The sequence below is a fragment of the Actinokineospora terrae genome (assembly GCF_900111175.1).
Lineage (GTDB): Bacteria > Actinomycetota > Actinomycetes > Mycobacteriales > Pseudonocardiaceae > Actinokineospora > Actinokineospora terrae.
Window position 1 is genome coordinate 1 of the sequence record NZ_FOGI01000008.1, and the last position, 17,107, is coordinate 17,107.

Here is a 17,107-nt window from a genome sequence, read left to right on the forward strand (position 1 = left end):
GGCCGAGAAGATCACCACAACCGACCTCGACGCCGCCCGCACCGCACTGCACCGCGTCCAGGAACGCTGGGAAGAGATCGGCAAGGTCCCCCGCGAACGCATCCGCGAACTCGAGGGCAGACTCCGCGCCGTCGAGGACAAGGTCCGCACCGCCGCCGACGCCCAATGGCGCCGCACCGACCCCGAGGCCGAGGCCAGGGCCGCCCAATTCCGCGAACGCGTCCAACAGTTCGAAACCCAAGCCGCCAAAGCCAGGGCCGCAGGCGACAAACGCCGAGCCGACCAAGCCGAGGCCCAAGCAGCCCAATGGCGCGAATGGCTCGCCGCCGCCGAACTTCTGGACGACCGCACAACATCGGGTGGGCCGAGCAACGCAACCTGCTGAACCACCCGGCGCGAGAGGCCCCGACGCCAGCCTTGTCGAGGGCGCCCCATTACCAGCCATCCAGATAGTTGTATGCCCATCCTCAGACCCCGTTGGTGAGGCCGTGCACCGGCCGGTCGGGGGCCACTTCTACAGTGGGGGTTCACCGAAGTGGGGATGGGTATGGCGGAGGACGGCGTGGGGATCGACCCGGGGCGGTTGCGGGAGTGCCTCGCGGTGTTGGCCGAGGTCGACGGGTTGCCGCCGGAGCATCCGGACGCGGTGGCGGTGCGGCGGGCTACAGCGCGGATCTTCAAGGAGGTCCGCAAGCAGCGGCGGGCGGAGCGGCGGGCGGCGGTCACGGCGGCCGATGACGCGGTCACCGCGGCGACGGCGACCGGCGCGCCCAACCGGATCGACGACGAGACCCAGGGCATCCCCCTCGTCTCGTCCGCTCCCGGCGCGACCGCGGGCACCCTGCTGCGGGCGCGGGCCTGCTACACCTGCAAGCGCCGCTACCACGAGGTCGACGCCTTCTACCACCAGCTCTGCCCCGAGTGCGCGGCGCTGAACCGGTCCAAGCGCGACGCCAGGGCCGACCTCACGGGGCGTACCGCGCTGCTCACCGGTGGCCGCGCCAAGATCGGCATGTACATCGCCCTGCGGCTGCTGCGCGACGGCGCGCACACCACGATCACCACCCGGTTCCCCCGCGACGCCGTGCGCCGGTTCGCCGCGATGCCGGACTCGGGTGACTGGCTGCACCGGCTGCGCGTGGTCGGCATCGACCTGCGCGACCCGGCCCAGGTGGTCGAACTGGCCGACACCGTCGCCGCGCGCGGGCCGCTGGACATCCTGATCAACAACGCCGCGCAGACGGTCCGCCGCTCCCCCGGCGCGTACGCCCCGCTGGCCGCCGCCGAGAACGACCGGTTGCCGCCGGGACCGCTGCCCGAGGTGATCACCCTGGGCGCGGCAAGCGCGGCGCACCCGGCGGCGTTGATCGGCGGCGGCGAGAACACCCCGCACGAGCTGCACCCGCTGACCGCGCTGGCCCTCACCGCCGGGTCGGCGAGCCCGGACCGGATCGCCGCGAACACCGCCATCGACGCCGGTGGGCTGGTGCCGGACCTGCACGACGTGAACAGCTGGACGCAGCGGGTGCACGAGGTCGACCCGCTGGAGCTGCTCGAGGTGCAGCTGTGCAACCAGACCGCGCCGTTCATCCTGGTGAGCAGGTTGCGGCCCGCGATGGCGGCGGCGCGGGCGCGGCGCAAGTACGTGGTCAACGTCTCGGCGATGGAGGGCCAGTTCAGCCGCGCCTACAAGGGCCCGGGGCACCCGCACACGAACATGGCCAAGGCCGCGCTGAACATGCTGACCCGCACCAGCGCCCAGGAGATGCTGACCGACGGCATCCTGATGACCGCGGTCGACACCGGCTGGATCACCGACGAGCGCCCGCACCCGACCAAGCTGCGGTTGGCCGACGAGGGGTTCCACGCCCCGCTCGACCTGGTCGACGGCGCCGCGCGGGTGTACGACCCGATCGTGCGCGGCGAGGCGGGCGAGGACATCTTCGGTTGCTTCCTGAAGGACTACGCGCCCTCGGCCTGGTAATTCCCCTGCCGCCGCAACCTCTTTCGCACCAACACGTCTTTGTGGACAAGAAGACGGGGCGAGAGGGTGGGGACGATGAACAAGCGGGCACTGGGTGGTTTAGTCATCGGAGCGGTGTTGGCGGCGGGCGCGGTGGGGTGCACCTCGGTGCAGGCGGCCGACTCGCTGCCGACGGTGGGGACGACCTCCGCCAAGCCGACGCCGACCGCGGCCACCTCGGAATCGGACACCCCCGACGACTCGGGTGAGACGTCCGCGGCGACCGGCACGCGCAAGCCGACCACGTCCGCGAAGCCGACCACGACGCACAAGACCACCACGACGACGTCGGCGAAACCGGTCACCACCGGCGCGAAGATCGTCAGCTTCACGGTGGTCAGCAAGCCGGCGTGCCCGGTGCTGGCCAAGCCGGGCGCCCCGTTCTCGTCCCCCGGTTCGCCGGTGGTGATCGCGTGGAAGGTGTCCGGCGCGGACGGCGCGGCGATCTCCGTCGACAGCCCCGGGATGTACGGCTCGTACGGCAGCGACTACGCCGCCTCCGGCCAGTTGGAGCTGTCGTTCCCGTGCGACACCACGCCGGGCAAGACCACGCACACGTACACCGTGTGGCCCAAGGGCGCGAAGACGGTGTCGCAGTCGCTGACCGTCAGCGCGACCAACAACACATGAGCACCATCCACAGTGGACCGAAACCGGTACGGGTGAACCGCGCCGGAACGGGTACCTCTCGGGTAAGAGCAACCGAGAGGCCCGTGGTCACCGTGCGCAAGTACTTCCTCGAAGCGTTCCTCGCCGCCGCGGGCGCCGCGGCCTGCGGGATGGTCTCCTACCACTCGGGCGGCTCCACGGTCTGGACCGTGATAGCCATGCTCCTGGGCGGCGTGGCGATAGCCGCCCTGGCCGCCAGCCTCGTCTCCCGACGCGACCCCGGCCCCGCGGAGCCCACCGACCCCCAGCCCCGCCACCGCCGCACCCGCGGCCCGCGCAAACTCGGCCCCCGCCGCCTGTTCGGCAGCAGCCCGAGCACCACGGTGGCCCCGCGCCCCCGCCACCTCGGCTGACGCAACAGCGCCGGAACACACGCCGACCGAACCCGCTCAAGCCGCCTGCCACAGGCCGCTGACCAGCGAGAACACCACCGCTAGCGGGGCAGCTTCACCACGGTCACGAAGAACTCGTCGATCTTCGGCACAACCATCACCACTAGGCCGTGCCCGCCGTGTCCGACTCGGCCGGCACGGGTCGGCGACCCAACCAGCCAGTCAACCCCGGTTCGCACCCGGCGTAACAACCACTCGGCCTGCCGCGACGCGGCAGGGTGTGAACGAGATCATCAACGCGTCCCCAGCCGCCCGCCGCCGAGGGCGAATCGCCCTGCTGATCGTGTTCGGGCTCGTGGTCGGCGTGTCGTTGATGGTCATCGCGATCACGACCAGCGGCAACCACGATGCCCGGTCGCCGGGCGGCACGCCGCGCACGCGGACACCCGTCGTCCCGTTGTCGGACCGCCCGCTCGCGCAGAGCAGGTTCATCGCCGACCTCAGCACGTACTACCCCGCCTTGACCAGCACCACCGCGCGGTGGGACAGCGCACTGGTCGACGCGGAGAACACCTGTCTCGACATCGCCGCGGGTAAGGACGCGGACACGGTGATGCGCAACACCGCCCTCCGGTTCCAGCGCGGGGATGTCGATCTCGGCTGGGCCGATGGTCGGCGGATCGTCCGGATGGTGGAGGAGCACGAGGTCTGCGCGAGTTTCGCGGTCGGGACCTGACGTGTCGACTTCCGGGTCCGGATCGACCGGCCGCAAGTCGGGCGACCGAAGGCCGGGCATGGTCGAGTTTCGACGGCGACGGGGTTGGACAGCGTGCGTTGCGCACGCCGTCCGTCGGGCGGGAAGCGCTAGCGGGGCAGCTTCACCACGGTCACGAAGAACTCGTCGATCTTGCGGATGATCTCGATGAAGCGGTCGAAGTCCACCGGCTTGGTGACATAGGCGTTCGCGTGCAGTTGGTAGCTGCGGAGGATGTCCTCTTCCGCTTCCGAGGTGGTCAGCACGACGACCGGGATCATGCGGAACTCGGCGTCGGCCTTGATCTCGGCGAGGACCTGGCGGCCGTCGAAGCGGGGGAGGTTGAGGTCGAGCAGGATGAGGTCGGGGCGGGGGGCGTCGGCGTACTGGCCCTCGCGGCGCAGGAAGGCGACCGCCTGCTCGCCGTCGCGCACGACGTGCAGCTGGTTGCGGATCTTGTAGTGCTCGAACGCCTCCCGCGTCATCAGCACGTCGCCGTCGTCGTCCTCGACCAGCAGGACGTCGATGACCTTGAGGTCGGTGGGGTCGGTCATGGTTGCGCCTTCTCCGTGGGGGTTTCGGCGAGGGTACCCGCCGGGGTGGTCGCGTCGGCGGCGACGGGGAGGGTGAAGCGGAAGCGGGTGCCGCCGTCGTCGGCGGGGTCGAGCCAGATGCGGCCGCCGTGGTACTCGATGATCTTGCGGCACATCGCCAGGCCGATGCCGGTGCCCGGGTAGGCGTCCTTGCCGTGCAGGCGCTGGAAGATGACGAACACCCGCTCGGCGAACTCCGGTTCGATGCCGATGCCGTTGTCGACCACGGTGAACAGCCAGTGCTCGCCGTCGCGCTCCGCGGTGATCCGCACGACGGGGGGCTGCGTGCCGCGGAACTTCACCGCGTTGCCGATCAGGTTCTGGAACACCGCGGTCAGCAGCGGCGCCTCGCCGAGCACGGTGGGCAGCTCGCCGACCTCGACGACCGCGCCCGCCTCCCCGATGGCCTCGGCCAGGTTGGTCTCGGCCTGCGCGACCAGGTCGGCCCCGGCCACCGGCACCCGGTCGCGGGCGTGCCGACCGACCCGGCTGAACGCGAGCAGGTCGTTGATCAGCACCTGCATCCGCTTGGCGCCGTCCACGGCGAACCCGATGTACTGGTCGGCGCGGTCGTCGAGCTGGCCCTTGTAGCGGCGTTCGAGCAGCTGGCAGAAGCTGGCGACCTTGCGCAGCGGCTCCTGCAGGTCGTGCGAGGCGACGTAGGCGAACTGCTCCAGCTCGGCGTTGGACCGCTTGAGGTCCTCGGTGCGGGCGTCGAGCGCGGCGTTGACCTCGCGCTGCACCGACACCTCGGCCAGGATCCGCCTGCGCATCGAGTCGACGTCCCCGGCCAGTTCGGTGACCTCCCGGGGCCCGGTGACCCGCAGCTCGTGCTGGAAGTCCCCGTCGGCGACCCGGCGCACGCCCCCGGTCAGCTGCGCCAGCGGCCCGGCCACCGCGGCCCGCAGCACCACGGCGACCAGCAGGAACACCACCAGCAGCACGATCGCGATGGTGGCGCACACGATGACCAGGGTGCTCGCCGCGCTCGCCAGGGTCGCCCTGCCCTCCTCGCGGGCCAGGTCGAGTTCGCGCTGCAGCCCGCCGACCGCGGCGCGGACCTGGTCGAAGCGCCGCTTGCCCTCCTCGGTCTGGGCGTCGCCGCCGACCCCGGTGGCGCGGACGCGGTCGATGGTGGGTTCGGCGTAGTCGGTGCGCCAGCGCTCGACGTCGGTCTCGATCGAGGTGATCCGGTCGAGCAGGTCGGTGCGCACGACGATGGAGCGGCGCAGGTTCGCGATGGCGGCGCGCTGCCGCTCGACGCCGGAGTCGTACGGTTCGAGGAACTCGTCCTTGGCGGTCAGCACGTAGCCGCGCAGCCCGGTCTCCTGGTCGACCAGCGCGGTGTCCAGGCGCAGGGCGTGCTGCACGGCGGGGTCGACGCGGTCGACGATGGTGGTGCGCGCCTCGGTGAGCCCGGCGATGGCCAGCGACCCGGCGACCACGGCGCCGATGAACACCAGGACCAGCACGCCGATGGCGAGGGTCAGCCAGCGCCGCAGCGGCCAGCGCGAGCTCACCCGGCGGGACGCGGGGGCACCGCGCTCAGACATCGGGGTCACCGACCCGGCTCAGCAGCATCGCGGCGACGTCGTCGACCAGCTCGCCCTCGTTGAGGGCGCAGGCCTGGCGGATGAGGTCGGCGAGCACGGTGACCCGCCAGCGCGGGTCGGCCCCGGCGAGGGTGCCGACCATCTCGGCGAGGCGGGCGAAGCCGAGCCGCTCCGAGGTGGTGCCCATCCGGCCCTCGATCAGGCCGTCGGTGTAGAGCAGCACCGACCACCGCTCGCCCAGCTCGACGGTCGTCGACGGCCAGGTGGCCTTGGTCCGGACGCCGAGCGGGACACCGACCGGGGCCTCCAGCAGGCTGACCCGGCCCTCGGCGACCAGCACCGGCGGCGGGTGACCGGCCAGCCGCAGCCGGGCGGTGCGCCGGTCGGGGTCGACCGAGAGCATGCAGACGGTGGCGAACAGGCCCTCGAGGTGGCGCTCGTGCACCAGGACCCGCTGCATGGTGCTGAGCACCTCGTCGACCGGGCGCTCGGCCAGCACCAGCGCGCGCCAGGCGACGCGCAGGTGGACGCCGAGCGCGGCCTCGTCCGGGCCGTGGCCGCAGACGTCGCCGATCACCGCGTGCACGGTGCCGTCCTCGGTCTCGACCAGGTCGTAGAAGTCGCCGCCGAGCAGCATCCGCTGGCTGCCGGGCTGGTAGGTGAAGTCGCGGTCGAGCCGGGGGTCCGAGAGCACCGGGGTGGGCAGCAGGCCGCGTTCGAGGCGGGCCTTCTCCTCGGCGTAGAGCCGTTCCTCGCGCAGCTGCCGCTGGATCTCCTCGCTGCGCACGCGTTGCACCGCGTAGCGGATGACCCGGCTCAGCAGGTCGCCGTCGACCTGCCCCTTGACCAGGTAGTCCTGGGCGCCCGCGGCGACCGCGGCGACGCCCTGCTGCTCGTCGGCGAGGCCGGTGAGCACGACGACGGCGACACCGCCGCCCGCCTCCTCCAGCTTGCGCAGCCCCTGCAACCCGCTCGCGTCGGGCAGGCCGAGGTCGAGCAGCACGCAGTCGACGCCAGCCAGCAGCGGCTGCGCCTCGGCCAGGCTCTGCGCCCTGGTCAGCACCACGGGGGCGTCGACATCGGCGAGCAGTTCCTCGACCAGCAGCGCGTCACCCGCGTCGTCCTCGACGAGCAGGACGCGCACCACGTCCCGCGCCGCCACCACAGCATCCATACAAACACCGGCTCCAGGCACTCTGGGCGTCTACCCAGTCGCCAGATCGTAGCCGTGGATCCGTGCGGTGACCGTGGGGCGCGCGCCGAACGTGAGACCGGCGACTCGCCGGTGGCCTAGACGACCGCGCTGTAGCCGTTGATCGCGGGCTGGCCGCCGAGGTGGGCGAACAGGACGGTGTCGGTGCGCGGGATCTCCCCGGTGCCGACCAGGTCGATCAGCGCCGCCATCGACTTGCCCTCGTAGACCGGGTCGGTGATCAGGGCCTCGGTGCGCGCGGCCAGCCGCATCGCCGACAGGGTCTCCTCGTCGGGGATGCCGTAGGTGCCCGCGTGGTAGCGCTCGTCGAGGATGACCTCGTCGGTGATCTCGGTGTCGAGCAGGGCCGCGGTGCGGTGGGCGATGCGCTGCACGGCGGCGAGGGTCTCGACCGGTTTGGCGGTGATGTCGACGCCGATCACCCTGCGCCGCTCGCCGAGGGCGGCGAACCCGGCGACCATGCCCGCCTGGGTGCTGCCGGTGCCGGAGGCGACGACGACGGTGTCGAACCGGACGCCCGCGGCGCGTTCCTGCTCGAGCAGTTCCGCGGCCCAGCGGGCGAAGCCGAGGCCGCCGAGCGGGTGGTCGGACGCGCCAGCCGGGATCGGGTACGGCTTGCCGCCGGAGAGGTCGACCTCGGTGAGGACCTGCTGGTAGCTCTCCTTGATCCCGATGCCGAAACCCGCCTCGACGAACCGGGAAGTGGCCCCGAGCAGGCGGCTGAGCTGGACGTTGCCGACCTTGTCGTACACCGAGTCCGGCCAGTCCACCCAGGACTCCTGGACCAGGACGCACTTGAGGCCGAGGTACGCGGCGACGGCCGCGACGGACCTGGTGTGGTTGGACTGCACGCCGCCGATGGACACGAGGGTGTCGCACCCGGTCGCGACGGCCTCGGCCGCCAGGTACTCCAGCTTGCGGACCTTGTTGCCGCCGAAGGCGAGGCCGGAGTTGCAGTCCTCCCGCTTGGCCCAGATCCGCGCCCCGCCCAGGTGCGCGGTGAGCCGGTCGAGCGGGTGCAGCGGCGAGGGGCCGAAGGTGAGCGGGATGCGGGGGTGGTCTGCCAGCGCCATGGCCTCGACCATACCCCGTACCGGGGTTAGGGATGGGGTTATCCCGTCGGGGCCGGTCAGTCGGTGTGGCCCGCGCGGCGGTGGATGTCGGTGAGGAGCTTGGCCAGCCCCGGCGGGAGCTGGTTGACCGCGTCGGTGGCGCCGGGCAGCCGGGTCGGGAGCGAGGGCAGCCGGGTGGGGGTACCGGGCGCGCCGGGGTCGACGACCCGGTCGCGCTCGGCGGCCGGGTGGCGCCACTGGCCCGCGTGCCCCTCCGGGCACGGCAGCTCCATCAGCGCGAACTCGGTCCCGCCGCGACCGTCCGGTCGGGGCTGGTGCCAGCGGATGACGCCGTCCGGTCCGCACTGGTGCGGGCAGGGCGCGCCAGTGCGGTCGGGCGACTCGGGGGGGTCAGGCGGCACGGGGCACCTGCCCTATCCCCCCGCAGCGCGGGCAGAAGTCCTTGCGGTTGGGGGCCAGCCCGGAGCCGAGGCACTCCGGGCACTCGCCGGTCCGGACCGGGAGGCTGGGTTGACCGTGCATCGTCATGGTGTTCCGCGCGTGAGTCCGCATGGTCACCAGGATTCCGTAGCGCGTCCGGTGACGCCAGTTCCCTCGCGCGACCGCGGGGGCGGGCTCACGGGCGGGCCTCGTGTCCCTCGGCGCCGCGGGTGCGGCGGGACTCCTTGAGCTCGGACTCGAACACGTGCCGCCTGCCCTGGAGCAGCTCGTCGCGGACCGAGCGCTCCTCGGCGCGGACCCGCTCGTAGTAGCCGTCGTCGTACTCCTCGACGATCTGGAACGTCCACCGGCCGGGCAGGACGTTGCGCCCGACGAGCTCGGTGCGCAGCCGCCGCGCGATCTCGGCGTGCCCCGCCGCCTCGAGCAGGTCGGCCGCCTCGCCGAGTTCGAAGTCGGCGCCGCCGGTGAGCTGGTGGAAGGAGTACAGGTGGCCGCGGGCGCGCTCGATGGTCTCCAGCGCCTCGGTGAGCTTGCCGACCGCCTCGACGGTCGCGTCGTCCACCCCGGCGGGGCGGCGGTGGGCGGTGTCGGGGGCGTCGGCCGGGGAGGTCTTCGGTGTCACGTGTCGTCAGTACCCGGTGGTGAGTGGGGATATTCGGGGGATCGCGGGACGACCCGGTCGGGTCACGGGGTCCGGCGCGGGAGCACGGGCGCGGCGCGGGTCACGGTGCCCTGCGGTCGAGCAGACCGCGGGCGCGGACCAGGGCGGCGCGGGCCTCGATGTCGCGGGCGGCCACCAGGTGGCCCCTGGCCAGGCCGACCGCCTCGGCCGCGGTGAGCACGAGGCAGGTGTCGCCGGTGGCGGCGGTCCTGGCGAGCGCGCCGAGCAGGTCGTCGGCGATGGCGCGGGCCGCCGCCGCGGACGGCGGGGTGATCAGTGCGGCGAGGGCGGTGTCGACCGCGCGGCGGAGGTCGAGACCGGGGGACGGGGTTCCGGGGAAGGGCAGTGCGTCCAGTTGCCGTGTCATGAGTTCTCCCAGGGGTCCGGCGCTTCGTTGAGCCAGTCAGCTGAGATTGCCCGCTCAGGTGGCGGGGGCTGAACTCGGAGCGGCAGGGTCCACTCGTCCGGGTTAAAGACGTTAGATCGAACGGCGCTCGAACGCGGTCGCGGGGCGCGGCACCGGGAGCGCGGGCACGTCCAGCAGGGCGGCCGCGGCGTGGTCGAGCGCGGCGCGCGCGGCCGGGGTGTCGGCGACGGCGATCGCGGCGATGGCGCGGCGCACGTCGGCCACCGGACGGGTGAGCAGGCAGGTCTCCCCCGCCGCCGCCGTCCACGCCAACCCGGCCATCAGCTCGGCGACCGCGCTCGGCCCGGCGGGGTCGGCCAGCACGCGCTGGACGGCGGCGCGCAGGTGCAGGCCGGGGTGGACCGCTTTCGGCGCCTGGCGGACGGTCCGGCCGCGACCGGGCACCTGTCCCCCCGCGACTCTCGTCGGGGCGGTCGCGAGCGGACGGCCTTGCGCGGCAGGGGTTTGCGGGTGCGGCTCGGTGACGGGTGTGGCCATGGGGGTACCTCGATCTCTCACGGGAGCGCGGCGCGCCGGACGCGGGTGGGCGGCGGCGGGTACCCCGATCGCGGCGGTGCGAAACCTCGTCCCGGTGTGAGGTGCGACGTCACCAGCGGCCAGTCTGCCAGACCAGCGCAAACCCAGCAGGTCGAACAGGTGTTCGAGTATGCTGCCGGGCATGTCCGTCCCGTTCCAGGCCTCGCTGCTGGATTCCGGCTCCGGCCTGGGAAATCTCGCCCTGGCGCACCGCACCGAGCTGTCCGGTGGCGCGTGGGTGGACTTCCTGCCCGGGTGGTTACACGGAGCAGACGCCGTGTTCACCGCATTGGTGGAAGGCGTGCCGTGGCAAGCGGAGCGGCGCGCGATGTACGACGCAGTCGTTGACGTACCGCGACTGCTGGCCTTCTACCGGGAGGGTGACGCGCTGCCGAATCCGGTGCTGTCGGAGGCAAAGGAAGCGCTATCGCGGTTTTACCCGATCGAGTTCACCACGGCGGGTCTGTGCCTGTACCGCGACGGCCGCGACAGCGTCGCCTGGCACGGCGACCGGATCGGCCGCGGGTCCACTGAGGACACCTGCGTGGCGATCGTCTCGCTCGGCGCGACCCGACCCCTGCTGCTGCGCCCGCGCACCGGCGGACCGTCCCGCCGCTTCCCGCTCGCCCACGGCGACCTGCTGGTGATGGGCGGCTCGTGCCAGCGCACCTGGGACCACAGCGTCCCCAAGACCAGCCGCCCCACCGGACCCCGCGTCAGCGTCCAGTTCCGCCCGCGCGGCGTCCGGTAGGCACCGGGGTTCCCGGTGGACGGCGGCAGCCGGTGGGCGCAGGAGTCCGGCAGCGAACCCGGGTCCGCCTGCGCGGCGTCCGGCCGGGAACGGTGTCCGGTGCGGACATCCGACCGTGCAGGCGCACGGCAGGCCGCACCGGAACCGGCGGTCGACCCGTTCACCGCGCGCGACGCCCTCGACACCGCCCGTCCCCGCCGGTATCTTGATTCCTGATACTGGACCCGTACTACTGGCCCACGGCAGAGCACTGGGAGCGCGCGGACATGGACGCTGGGGATGTCGGGCGGTTGCTGTTCGGGCGGCCGAGCAGGTTGCGGGTGGCGCTGTGGATCCACCAGCACGCCGGGCCGCGGTTCTTCCAGTCGGAGCCGCCGAAGACGGTGATCGCGCAGAGCGCGTGCGGGGTCGAGCTGACCAGGCTGGTCGACCTCGGGATGCTCACCGAGCACCGGGAACCGGCCAACCGGCGGGTGTACTACGAGCGCACCCGCAGTCCACTGTGGTCGATCATCACCGCCGCGTCGAAGGTGGTGGACCCGGTCGACAAGTGACGCCGGGCCCACCACGGCCGCCTCACTCGGTCGGCGGGGCGCCCTCCGGCGCGGTGCCGTCCTCGCGGCGCGGCGGGACACCCTGCCGGCCCTCCGGCGCCCCGCCCTGGCCCATCCCGGGCCCGCCCGCGCCGCGCTCGCTGATGGTGGTCGCGGTCGCGGTGTCCCCGGAGGTGGTGGCGACGATGGTGACGGTGTCGCCCTGCTCGACGGACTGCTGGACCGTCTTGGCGTCGATCGTGTAGGTCTTGGTGTAGCCGTCGGTGCTCTTGGCGGTGACCGAGGTGTCGCTGATCGCGGTGACCTCGCCGGTCTGCAGCAGCCGGGTGCCGTACTTGCCGTCGCCCTCGGACACGGTGAACTCGCCGTGCAGCGCGCCCGCCACACCGCCCGCGCCACCCATGCCGCCGCGGCCGCCGCCCATCCCGCCGCCGGGGCCGCCCATGCCGCCGGAGCGCCCGCCCGCGTTGTCCGCGGTGGCGTCGCCGGCCGCGTAGACGGCGAACCCGCCCGCACCGGCGATGCCCACGGCGACCACACCGGCGACGGCGGACTTCTTCCACGACCAGCGCGGCTGGGTGCGCTCCGGAACCGGCGCGCCCCAGGCCGCGGGCTGCTGCTCCGGTTGGGGGGTCTGCTCCGTCATGGTTCCTCCTGGTTCGTCCGCGGCCTCGTGGCCCCGGTACCGACAACCATCGGGATCAAGGCTGTGCGCACGCTGTGCGCGGGGTGGGCATCCCCTATGTGCCCGGGGCGCGACAAGAGGGAAACGGACACAGGTGGTACACAGGATCGGCACAGGTAGCGCCCAACGGCACCGGCCAAGATCGGGGGCATGACCGTGAACACCTCGTCCCGCCCGGAGCTGCGCAGGCCAGACGGCCAGCCGGTCCGGGTACTCGTCGTCGACGACGAGCCGACGCTGGCCGAGCTGGTGACCCTGGCGCTGCGCTACGAGGGCTGGGACGTGCGCAGCGCCCTCGACGGCTCCTCAGCGGTGCGCGTGGCGCGCGAGTTCAAGCCCGACGCCGTGGTGCTCGACGTGATGCTGCCCGACTTCGACGGCATCGAGGTGCTGCGCAGGCTGCGCGCCGAGGTGGACGGCATGCCGGTGCTGTTCCTGACCGCGAAGGACTCGGTGGAGGACCGGATCGCGGGCCTGACCGCGGGCGGCGACGACTACGTCACCAAGCCGTTCAGCGTGGAGGAGGTCGTGCTGCGGCTGCGCGCGCTGCTGCGCCGCACCGGGGTGACCGAGTCCGGCGGCGGGTCCGCGCTGGTGGTCGGCGACCTGACGCTGGACGAGGACACCAGGGAGGTGTTCCGGGCCGGTGCGCCGGTGACGCTGACCGCGACCGAGTTCGAGCTGCTGCGCTACCTGATGCGCAACCCGCGCCGGGTGCTGAGCAAGACCCAGATCCTGGACCGGGTGTGGAACTACGACTTCGGCGGCCAGGCCAACATCGTCGAGCTCTACATCTCGTACCTGCGCAAGAAGATCGACGCGGGCCGCGACCCGATGATCCACACGATGCGGGGCGCCGGGTATGTCCTCAAGCCGGCCTGAGGAGCCGGGCAGGGCGATGTCCCTGCGGGCGCGGCTGATCGCCGAGCAGCTGGTGCTGCTCGGCCTGGTGCTGCTGGTCGCGGGCGTGGTCACGGTGGTCGGCCTGCGCGCGTTCCTGGTCGACCAGCTCGACGCGCGGCTGACCGACGCCAGCAAGGGCGCCGCCGAGTTCCTCGGCCGCGGCGGCCCACCGCCCTCCGGCGACCGCAACCGGCAACCGGGCAGCGGGCCGATCCAGGACCTGGGCGCCATCAACGCCGCGATCGTGGACGGCGTGGTGTTCTCGGCGCAGCGGCAGACCAGTTCCGGCAAGGAGAACCTGACCACCACCGCGTACGACTCGGTGCTGACCGCGCTGCCCGCGGACGGCGTCGCCCGCGACCGCGATCTCGGCGACCTGGGCCGCTACCGGCTCATCGCGGTGCCCACCCAGGCGGGCAACGGGGTGGTGGCGCTGATCGGGCTGCCGATCGAGGCGCTGGAGGACACCCTGTGGACCACGGGCCTGGTGCTCGGTGGGGTGTCGCTGCTCGGCCTGACCATCGCGGGCGTGGTTGGGGTGCTGATCGTGCGGCGCACATTGCGCCCACTGGACCGGATGGCGGCCACCGCGCGCAGGGTCGCGGAGCTGCCGCTCGACCGGGGCGAGGTGGCGCTGTCGGTGCGGGTGCCGAAGGCGGACACCGACCCCGGTACCGAGGTCGGGCAGGTGGGGTCGGCGCTGAACCGGATGCTCGGCCACATCGGCGCGGCGCTGACCGCGCGGCACGCCAGCGAGACCAGGGTGCGCCAGTTCGTCGCGGACGCCAGCCACGAGCTGCGCACCCCGCTGGCGGCGATCCGCGGCTACGCCGAGCTGGCGCGCCGCCGCGGCGACGAGGTGCCGCCGGACGTGGCGCACGCGATCTCCCGGGTGGAGTCGGAGGCGCGCCGGATGACGACGCTGGTGGAGGACCTGCTCCTGTTGGCCCGCCTGGACTCCGGGCGCCCGTTGCTCTATGAGACGGTCGACCTGTCCCGGCTGGTGCTCGACACCGTCGGCGACGCCAAGGTCGCCGGGCCCGAGCACGCGTGGCGGCTGGAACTGCCCGCGGAGCCGGTGCTGGCGGTCGGCGACCAGGCGCGGCTGCACCAGGTGCTGGCCAACCTGCTGGCCAACGGGCGCACGCACACCCCGGCAGGCACGACGATCACGGTGGCGCTGCGGGTGGACGGGTCGGACGCGGTGCTGTCGGTGGCCGACGACGGCCCCGGCATCCCGGCGGAACTGCTGCCCGAGGTGTTCGAGCGGTTCGCCCGCGGCGACGAGTCGCGCTCGCGCGCGCAGGGCAGCACGGGGCTGGGGCTGGCCATCGTCTCGGCGGTGGTCGCGGCGCACCACGGGTCGGTCGACGTGGTCAGCGGGCCTGGTCGGACCGTGTTCACCGTCAAGGTCCCGGCGGCGAGCGAGGCGGTCGCGGTCACCCACTGATGATCACCACGATCGGGTGTCTTTCGGGCGATCACGCGGCGGGCGCGGCAACAATTCCGGCGACGTGTTCGCGGCGGAAGGAGTTGCGGTGAAAGGTGTTCGCCGAATAGTCGGGTCGCTTGTGGCCACCGGGTTCGCGATGAGCGGGACCTTGGTACCGCAAGCGGCCGCGGCGACCGGGATCTTCCTCTACTACGAGTTCGACGGCGGGTTGGGGATCGTCAACCCGGACGACGACTGGTGCTACCAGCTCGGGTTCACCGTGCGGCACCTGGACAACGACACGAACCGCAGTGCGTTGGTGTTCCACAACGACGACTGCCTCGGGCTGCCCACCAGCACCATGCGGCCGTTCAGCAGGCAGGACTCCCCCGGCCTGGTGTCGGTGCTGTTCCGGCGCGGCACCAGCCCCCGGTGCGTCACGGTGAAGGACGCCGAGAGCCCGGGAGCAGGCAGCACGCCCACCGCGCCCGACGAGGGCGACCGGCACTGCAACGGTTGAGCGGGCGCACAGTTCCCGCACAGGGAACGCACATCCCCGCCCCAGCGCGCTGCCCGACCGTGAGGGCATGACACTCGTCGCTGACCGGCCGGTGGCCGTCCCCACCCCGGACACCGCGCGCACCCCGTTGCCGCGCAGGCTCTCCGTGGCCGTCCTGCTCCTCGGCACCGCCGCGCTCTACCTGTGGGACCTCGGCGCGTCCGGGTGGGCCAACGCCTACTACTCGGCCGCGGCCCAGGCGGGCGGGCAGAGCTGGTCGGCCTGGTTCTTCGCCGCCACCGACAGCGCGGGCGGCATCACCGTCGACAAGACGCCGTTCGCGGTGTGGGTGATGGGCCTGTCGGTGCGGGTCTTCGGGCTCGGCCCGTGGAGCGTGCTGGTGCCCCAGGCGTTGGCCGGTGTCGGGTCCGTCTGGCTGCTGTACGCGGCGGTGCGTCGCTGGTCCGGGCACCACGCCGGTCTCGTCGCCGGTGCCGCCCTGGCGCTGACGCCGGTGGCCGCGCTGATGTTCCGGTTCAACAACCCCGACGCCGTGCTGGTCCTGCTGCTCACCGCGGCCGCGTACGCCACGGTCCGCGCGGTCGAGCGGGCGAGCGTGCGGTGGTTGGTGCTCGCGGGCGCGTTGGTCGGTTTCGGCTTCCTCACCAAGATGGTGCAGGCGTTCCTCGTGCTGCCCGCGTTCGGTTTGGTGTACCTCCTCGCGGCACCGACATCGCTCGGCAAACGCATCGCGCATTTGTGCGCGGCGGTCGGCGCGGTCGTCTGCGCGGGCGGGTGGTGGGTCGCGGTGGTCGAGCTGATCCCGTCCGGCAGCAGGCCCTACATCGGCGGCTCGCAGACCGACAGCGTGCTCGAACTCGCCTTGGGCTACAACGGTTTGGGCAGGCTCACCGGCGACGAGGTGGGCAGCGTCGGCGGTGGCGCCGGCTGGGGCACGGCCAGTTGGTCGCGGTTGTTCGGCAGCGAGATGGGCAGCGAGATCGCGTGGCTGCTGCCCGCGGCGCTGCTGGCGCTCGTCGCGCTGGTGTGGCTGACCCGCCGCGCGGACCGGACCGACCGGACGCGGGCCGCGGCGCTGCTGTGGGGCCTGTGGCTGGTGGTGACCGGGGCCGTGTTCAGCCTGATGGACGGCATCATCCACCCGTACTACGCGGTCGCGCTGGCCCCGGCCGTGGCGGCGCTGTTCGGGATCGGCGCGGTCACGGTGTGGCGCGACCGGGGCGATCCGGCGGCGATCGGGTTCCTGTCGGCCGGGATCGCGGTGACGGCGCTGGAGGCGTGGCTGCTGCTCTCCCGCGAGGACACCTGGCTGCCGTGGCTCGCGCCGCTGGTGCTGGGCGGTGGGCTGACCGCGGCGATGGCGGTGGTGTTCGTCCCGGTGCTGCCGAGGGTGGCCGGGCGCGCGGTGGCGGTGGTCGCGCTGGTGCTCTGCTGTGTCGCGCCGGGGATGTACTCGGTGGCGACAGCGGCGCAGGCGCACTCCGGGGCGTTGCCGTCCGTGGGTCCATCGGCGTCGAGCGGTCCCGGTGGCGGTGGCGGCCGCGGCGGGATGGGCGGCGGCGGCATGGGCGGGCTGTTGGGCGCGCCGACGCCGAGCGCGGAGCTGTCGGCGGCCATCGCCTCCGGTGCCGACCAGTACACCTGGGCCGCGGCCGTGATCGGGTCCAACAACGCCGCCGGGTACCAGCTCGGGTCCGGTGTGCCGGTGCTGGCGCTGGGCGGGTTCAACGGCACCGACCCGGCACCCACGCTGGCCAAGTTCCAGCGGATGGCCGCGAACGGCGAGGTGCACTGGTACATCGCGAGCTCGTTCATGCAGGGCTCGACCGGCAGCGACGACGCGCACGAGATCGCCGAATGGGTAGCACAAAACTACGAAGCCACCACGGTCGGCGGCGTCACCCTCTACGACGTGAGCCGCTGAGATGACCACCACGTCCGGCGTTCCCACAGCGGGCGCACAGCCACCGCACACCGACCACCCAGCGCGGCGCCCGATCGTCAACG

The 17,107-nt window shown here is 72.8% G+C and carries 20 protein-coding genes; 11 read left to right on the plus strand and 9 right to left on the minus strand.

Annotated features, from left to right (window positions below; genetic code table 11):
- The 5 genes from BMY07_RS18815 to BMY07_RS18835 form a co-directional block, all read left to right on the plus strand.
- On the plus strand, positions 1-385 hold a 385-nt coding region (locus BMY07_RS18815; protein WP_483860464.1), incomplete at its 5' end, for a DUF349 domain-containing protein.
- 162 nt (positions 386-547) lie between these two features.
- Positions 548-1,984, plus strand: a complete 1,437-nt coding sequence (locus BMY07_RS18820; protein WP_092780093.1) for an SDR family NAD(P)-dependent oxidoreductase — start codon at positions 548-550, stop codon at positions 1,982-1,984.
- 75 nt (positions 1,985-2,059) lie between these two features.
- Positions 2,060-2,653: a hypothetical protein gene (locus tag BMY07_RS18825; protein ID WP_092780095.1), complete on the plus strand. Its 594-nt coding sequence runs from the start codon at positions 2,060-2,062 to the stop codon at positions 2,651-2,653.
- Positions 2,654-2,736: 83 nt separating this feature from the next.
- The gene (locus tag BMY07_RS18830; protein ID WP_092780097.1) at positions 2,737-3,045 is read left to right on the plus strand and encodes a hypothetical protein; all 309 of its coding nucleotides are present in this window, start codon (positions 2,737-2,739) and stop codon (positions 3,043-3,045) included.
- A 259-nt stretch (positions 3,046-3,304) separates the two neighbouring features.
- Complete coding sequence (locus tag BMY07_RS18835) at positions 3,305-3,760, plus strand: hypothetical protein (protein ID WP_092780099.1); 456 nt, start codon at positions 3,305-3,307, stop codon at positions 3,758-3,760.
- 128 nt (positions 3,761-3,888) lie between these two features.
- Here the strand turns inward: BMY07_RS18835 and BMY07_RS18840 are convergent, their stop codons facing one another.
- From BMY07_RS18840 to BMY07_RS18875, 8 genes are all read right to left on the minus strand, one after another.
- Complete coding sequence (locus tag BMY07_RS18840; protein ID WP_092780101.1) at positions 3,889-4,332, minus strand: response regulator; 444 nt, start codon at positions 4,330-4,332, stop codon at positions 3,889-3,891.
- Positions 4,329-5,924, minus strand: a complete 1,596-nt coding sequence (locus BMY07_RS18845) for a sensor histidine kinase (protein ID WP_092781013.1) — start codon at positions 5,922-5,924, stop codon at positions 4,329-4,331. Before BMY07_RS18845 ends, BMY07_RS18840 begins: the two co-directional genes overlap by 4 nt.
- A complete protein-coding gene (locus tag BMY07_RS18850) occupies positions 5,917-7,098 on the minus strand; it encodes a PP2C family protein-serine/threonine phosphatase (RefSeq protein WP_177215646.1) in 1,182 nt (393 codons plus the stop codon). Before BMY07_RS18850 ends, BMY07_RS18845 begins: the two co-directional genes overlap by 8 nt.
- 116 nt (positions 7,099-7,214) lie before the next feature.
- On the minus strand, positions 7,215-8,210 hold the full coding sequence (locus tag BMY07_RS18855; RefSeq protein WP_092781017.1) for a 1-aminocyclopropane-1-carboxylate deaminase: 996 nt from the start codon (positions 8,208-8,210) through the stop codon (positions 7,215-7,217).
- Between the two features lie 56 nt (positions 8,211-8,266).
- Complete coding sequence (locus BMY07_RS18860) at positions 8,267-8,611, minus strand: hypothetical protein (RefSeq protein ID WP_092780103.1); 345 nt, start codon at positions 8,609-8,611, stop codon at positions 8,267-8,269.
- A 215-nt stretch (positions 8,612-8,826) separates the two neighbouring features.
- Entirely contained in the window at positions 8,827-9,213 is a 387-nt protein-coding gene (locus BMY07_RS18865) for a hypothetical protein (RefSeq protein WP_218150707.1), read from the minus strand.
- Between the two features lie 160 nt (positions 9,214-9,373).
- Positions 9,374-9,679 carry a hypothetical protein gene (locus BMY07_RS18870; RefSeq protein WP_092780107.1) on the minus strand — a complete coding sequence of 102 codons (306 nt, stop codon included), beginning with the start codon at positions 9,677-9,679 and terminating at the stop codon, positions 9,374-9,376.
- Positions 9,680-9,790: 111 nt separating this feature from the next.
- Positions 9,791-10,216 carry a hypothetical protein gene (locus BMY07_RS18875; RefSeq protein ID WP_143073546.1) on the minus strand — a complete coding sequence of 142 codons (426 nt, stop codon included), beginning with the start codon at positions 10,214-10,216 and terminating at the stop codon, positions 9,791-9,793.
- 181 nt (positions 10,217-10,397) lie between these two features.
- Between BMY07_RS18875 and BMY07_RS18880 the strand changes: the two genes are divergently transcribed.
- Positions 10,398-11,006, plus strand: a complete 609-nt coding sequence (locus BMY07_RS18880; RefSeq protein WP_092781020.1) for an alpha-ketoglutarate-dependent dioxygenase AlkB — start codon at positions 10,398-10,400, stop codon at positions 11,004-11,006.
- 266 nt (positions 11,007-11,272) lie between these two features.
- Entirely contained in the window at positions 11,273-11,560 is a 288-nt protein-coding gene (locus BMY07_RS18885; RefSeq protein WP_092780111.1) for a hypothetical protein, read from the plus strand.
- Between the two features lie 22 nt (positions 11,561-11,582).
- On the opposite strand, the gene BMY07_RS34410 is transcribed toward BMY07_RS18885, so the two are convergent.
- Entirely contained in the window at positions 11,583-12,206 is a 624-nt protein-coding gene (locus tag BMY07_RS34410) for a hypothetical protein (RefSeq protein WP_177215647.1), read from the minus strand.
- Positions 12,207-12,395: 189 nt separating this feature from the next.
- Between BMY07_RS34410 and BMY07_RS18895 the strand changes: the two genes are divergently transcribed.
- The 4 genes from BMY07_RS18895 to BMY07_RS18910 all read left to right on the plus strand — a co-directional run bounded on the left by BMY07_RS18895 (position 12,396) and on the right by BMY07_RS18910 (position 17,024).
- Positions 12,396-13,127, plus strand: coding sequence for a response regulator transcription factor (locus BMY07_RS18895; RefSeq protein WP_092780115.1), 732 nt, complete (start codon positions 12,396-12,398; stop codon positions 13,125-13,127).
- 16 nt (positions 13,128-13,143) lie between these two features.
- Positions 13,144-14,598 carry a sensor histidine kinase gene (locus BMY07_RS18900; protein ID WP_281245076.1) on the plus strand — a complete coding sequence of 485 codons (1,455 nt, stop codon included), beginning with the start codon at positions 13,144-13,146 and terminating at the stop codon, positions 14,596-14,598.
- Positions 14,599-14,737: 139 nt separating this feature from the next.
- Positions 14,738-15,100: a hypothetical protein gene (locus BMY07_RS18905; protein ID WP_143073548.1), complete on the plus strand. Its 363-nt coding sequence runs from the start codon at positions 14,738-14,740 to the stop codon at positions 15,098-15,100.
- A 67-nt stretch (positions 15,101-15,167) separates the two neighbouring features.
- Entirely contained in the window at positions 15,168-17,024 is a 1,857-nt protein-coding gene (locus tag BMY07_RS18910) for an ArnT family glycosyltransferase (RefSeq protein ID WP_092780122.1), read from the plus strand.
- Positions 17,025-17,107: the final 83 nt, after the last annotated feature.

Excerpts from the sequence above, each read along its gene's own strand:
- BMY07_RS18820 (WP_092780093.1), top strand. The coding sequence starts at position 548 with ATGGCGGAGGACGGCGTGGGGATCGACCCGGGGCGGTTGCGGGAGTGC.
- BMY07_RS18825 (WP_092780095.1), top strand. The coding sequence starts at position 2,060 with ATGAACAAGCGGGCACTGGGTGGTTTAGTCATCGGAGCGGTGTTGGCG.
- BMY07_RS18840 (WP_092780101.1), bottom strand. The coding sequence starts at position 4,332 with ATGACCGACCCCACCGACCTCAAGGTCATCGACGTCCTGCTGGTCGAG.
- BMY07_RS18845 (WP_092781013.1), bottom strand. The coding sequence starts at position 5,924 with ATGTCTGAGCGCGGTGCCCCCGCGTCCCGCCGGGTGAGCTCGCGCTGG.
- BMY07_RS18850 (WP_177215646.1), bottom strand. The coding sequence starts at position 7,098 with ATGGATGCTGTGGTGGCGGCGCGGGACGTGGTGCGCGTCCTGCTCGTC.
- BMY07_RS18855 (WP_092781017.1), bottom strand. The coding sequence starts at position 8,210 with ATGGCGCTGGCAGACCACCCCCGCATCCCGCTCACCTTCGGCCCCTCG.
- BMY07_RS18870 (WP_092780107.1), bottom strand. The coding sequence starts at position 9,679 with ATGACACGGCAACTGGACGCACTGCCCTTCCCCGGAACCCCGTCCCCC.
- BMY07_RS18875 (WP_143073546.1), bottom strand. The coding sequence starts at position 10,216 with ATGGCCACACCCGTCACCGAGCCGCACCCGCAAACCCCTGCCGCGCAA.
- BMY07_RS18880 (WP_092781020.1), top strand. The coding sequence starts at position 10,398 with ATGTCCGTCCCGTTCCAGGCCTCGCTGCTGGATTCCGGCTCCGGCCTG.
- BMY07_RS18885 (WP_092780111.1), top strand. The coding sequence starts at position 11,273 with ATGGACGCTGGGGATGTCGGGCGGTTGCTGTTCGGGCGGCCGAGCAGG.
- BMY07_RS34410 (WP_177215647.1), bottom strand. The coding sequence starts at position 12,206 with ATGACGGAGCAGACCCCCCAACCGGAGCAGCAGCCCGCGGCCTGGGGC.
- BMY07_RS18895 (WP_092780115.1), top strand. The coding sequence starts at position 12,396 with ATGACCGTGAACACCTCGTCCCGCCCGGAGCTGCGCAGGCCAGACGGC.
- BMY07_RS18900 (WP_281245076.1), top strand. The coding sequence starts at position 13,144 with ATGTCCCTGCGGGCGCGGCTGATCGCCGAGCAGCTGGTGCTGCTCGGC.
- BMY07_RS18905 (WP_143073548.1), top strand. The coding sequence starts at position 14,738 with ATGAGCGGGACCTTGGTACCGCAAGCGGCCGCGGCGACCGGGATCTTC.
- BMY07_RS18910 (WP_092780122.1), top strand. The coding sequence starts at position 15,168 with ATGACACTCGTCGCTGACCGGCCGGTGGCCGTCCCCACCCCGGACACC.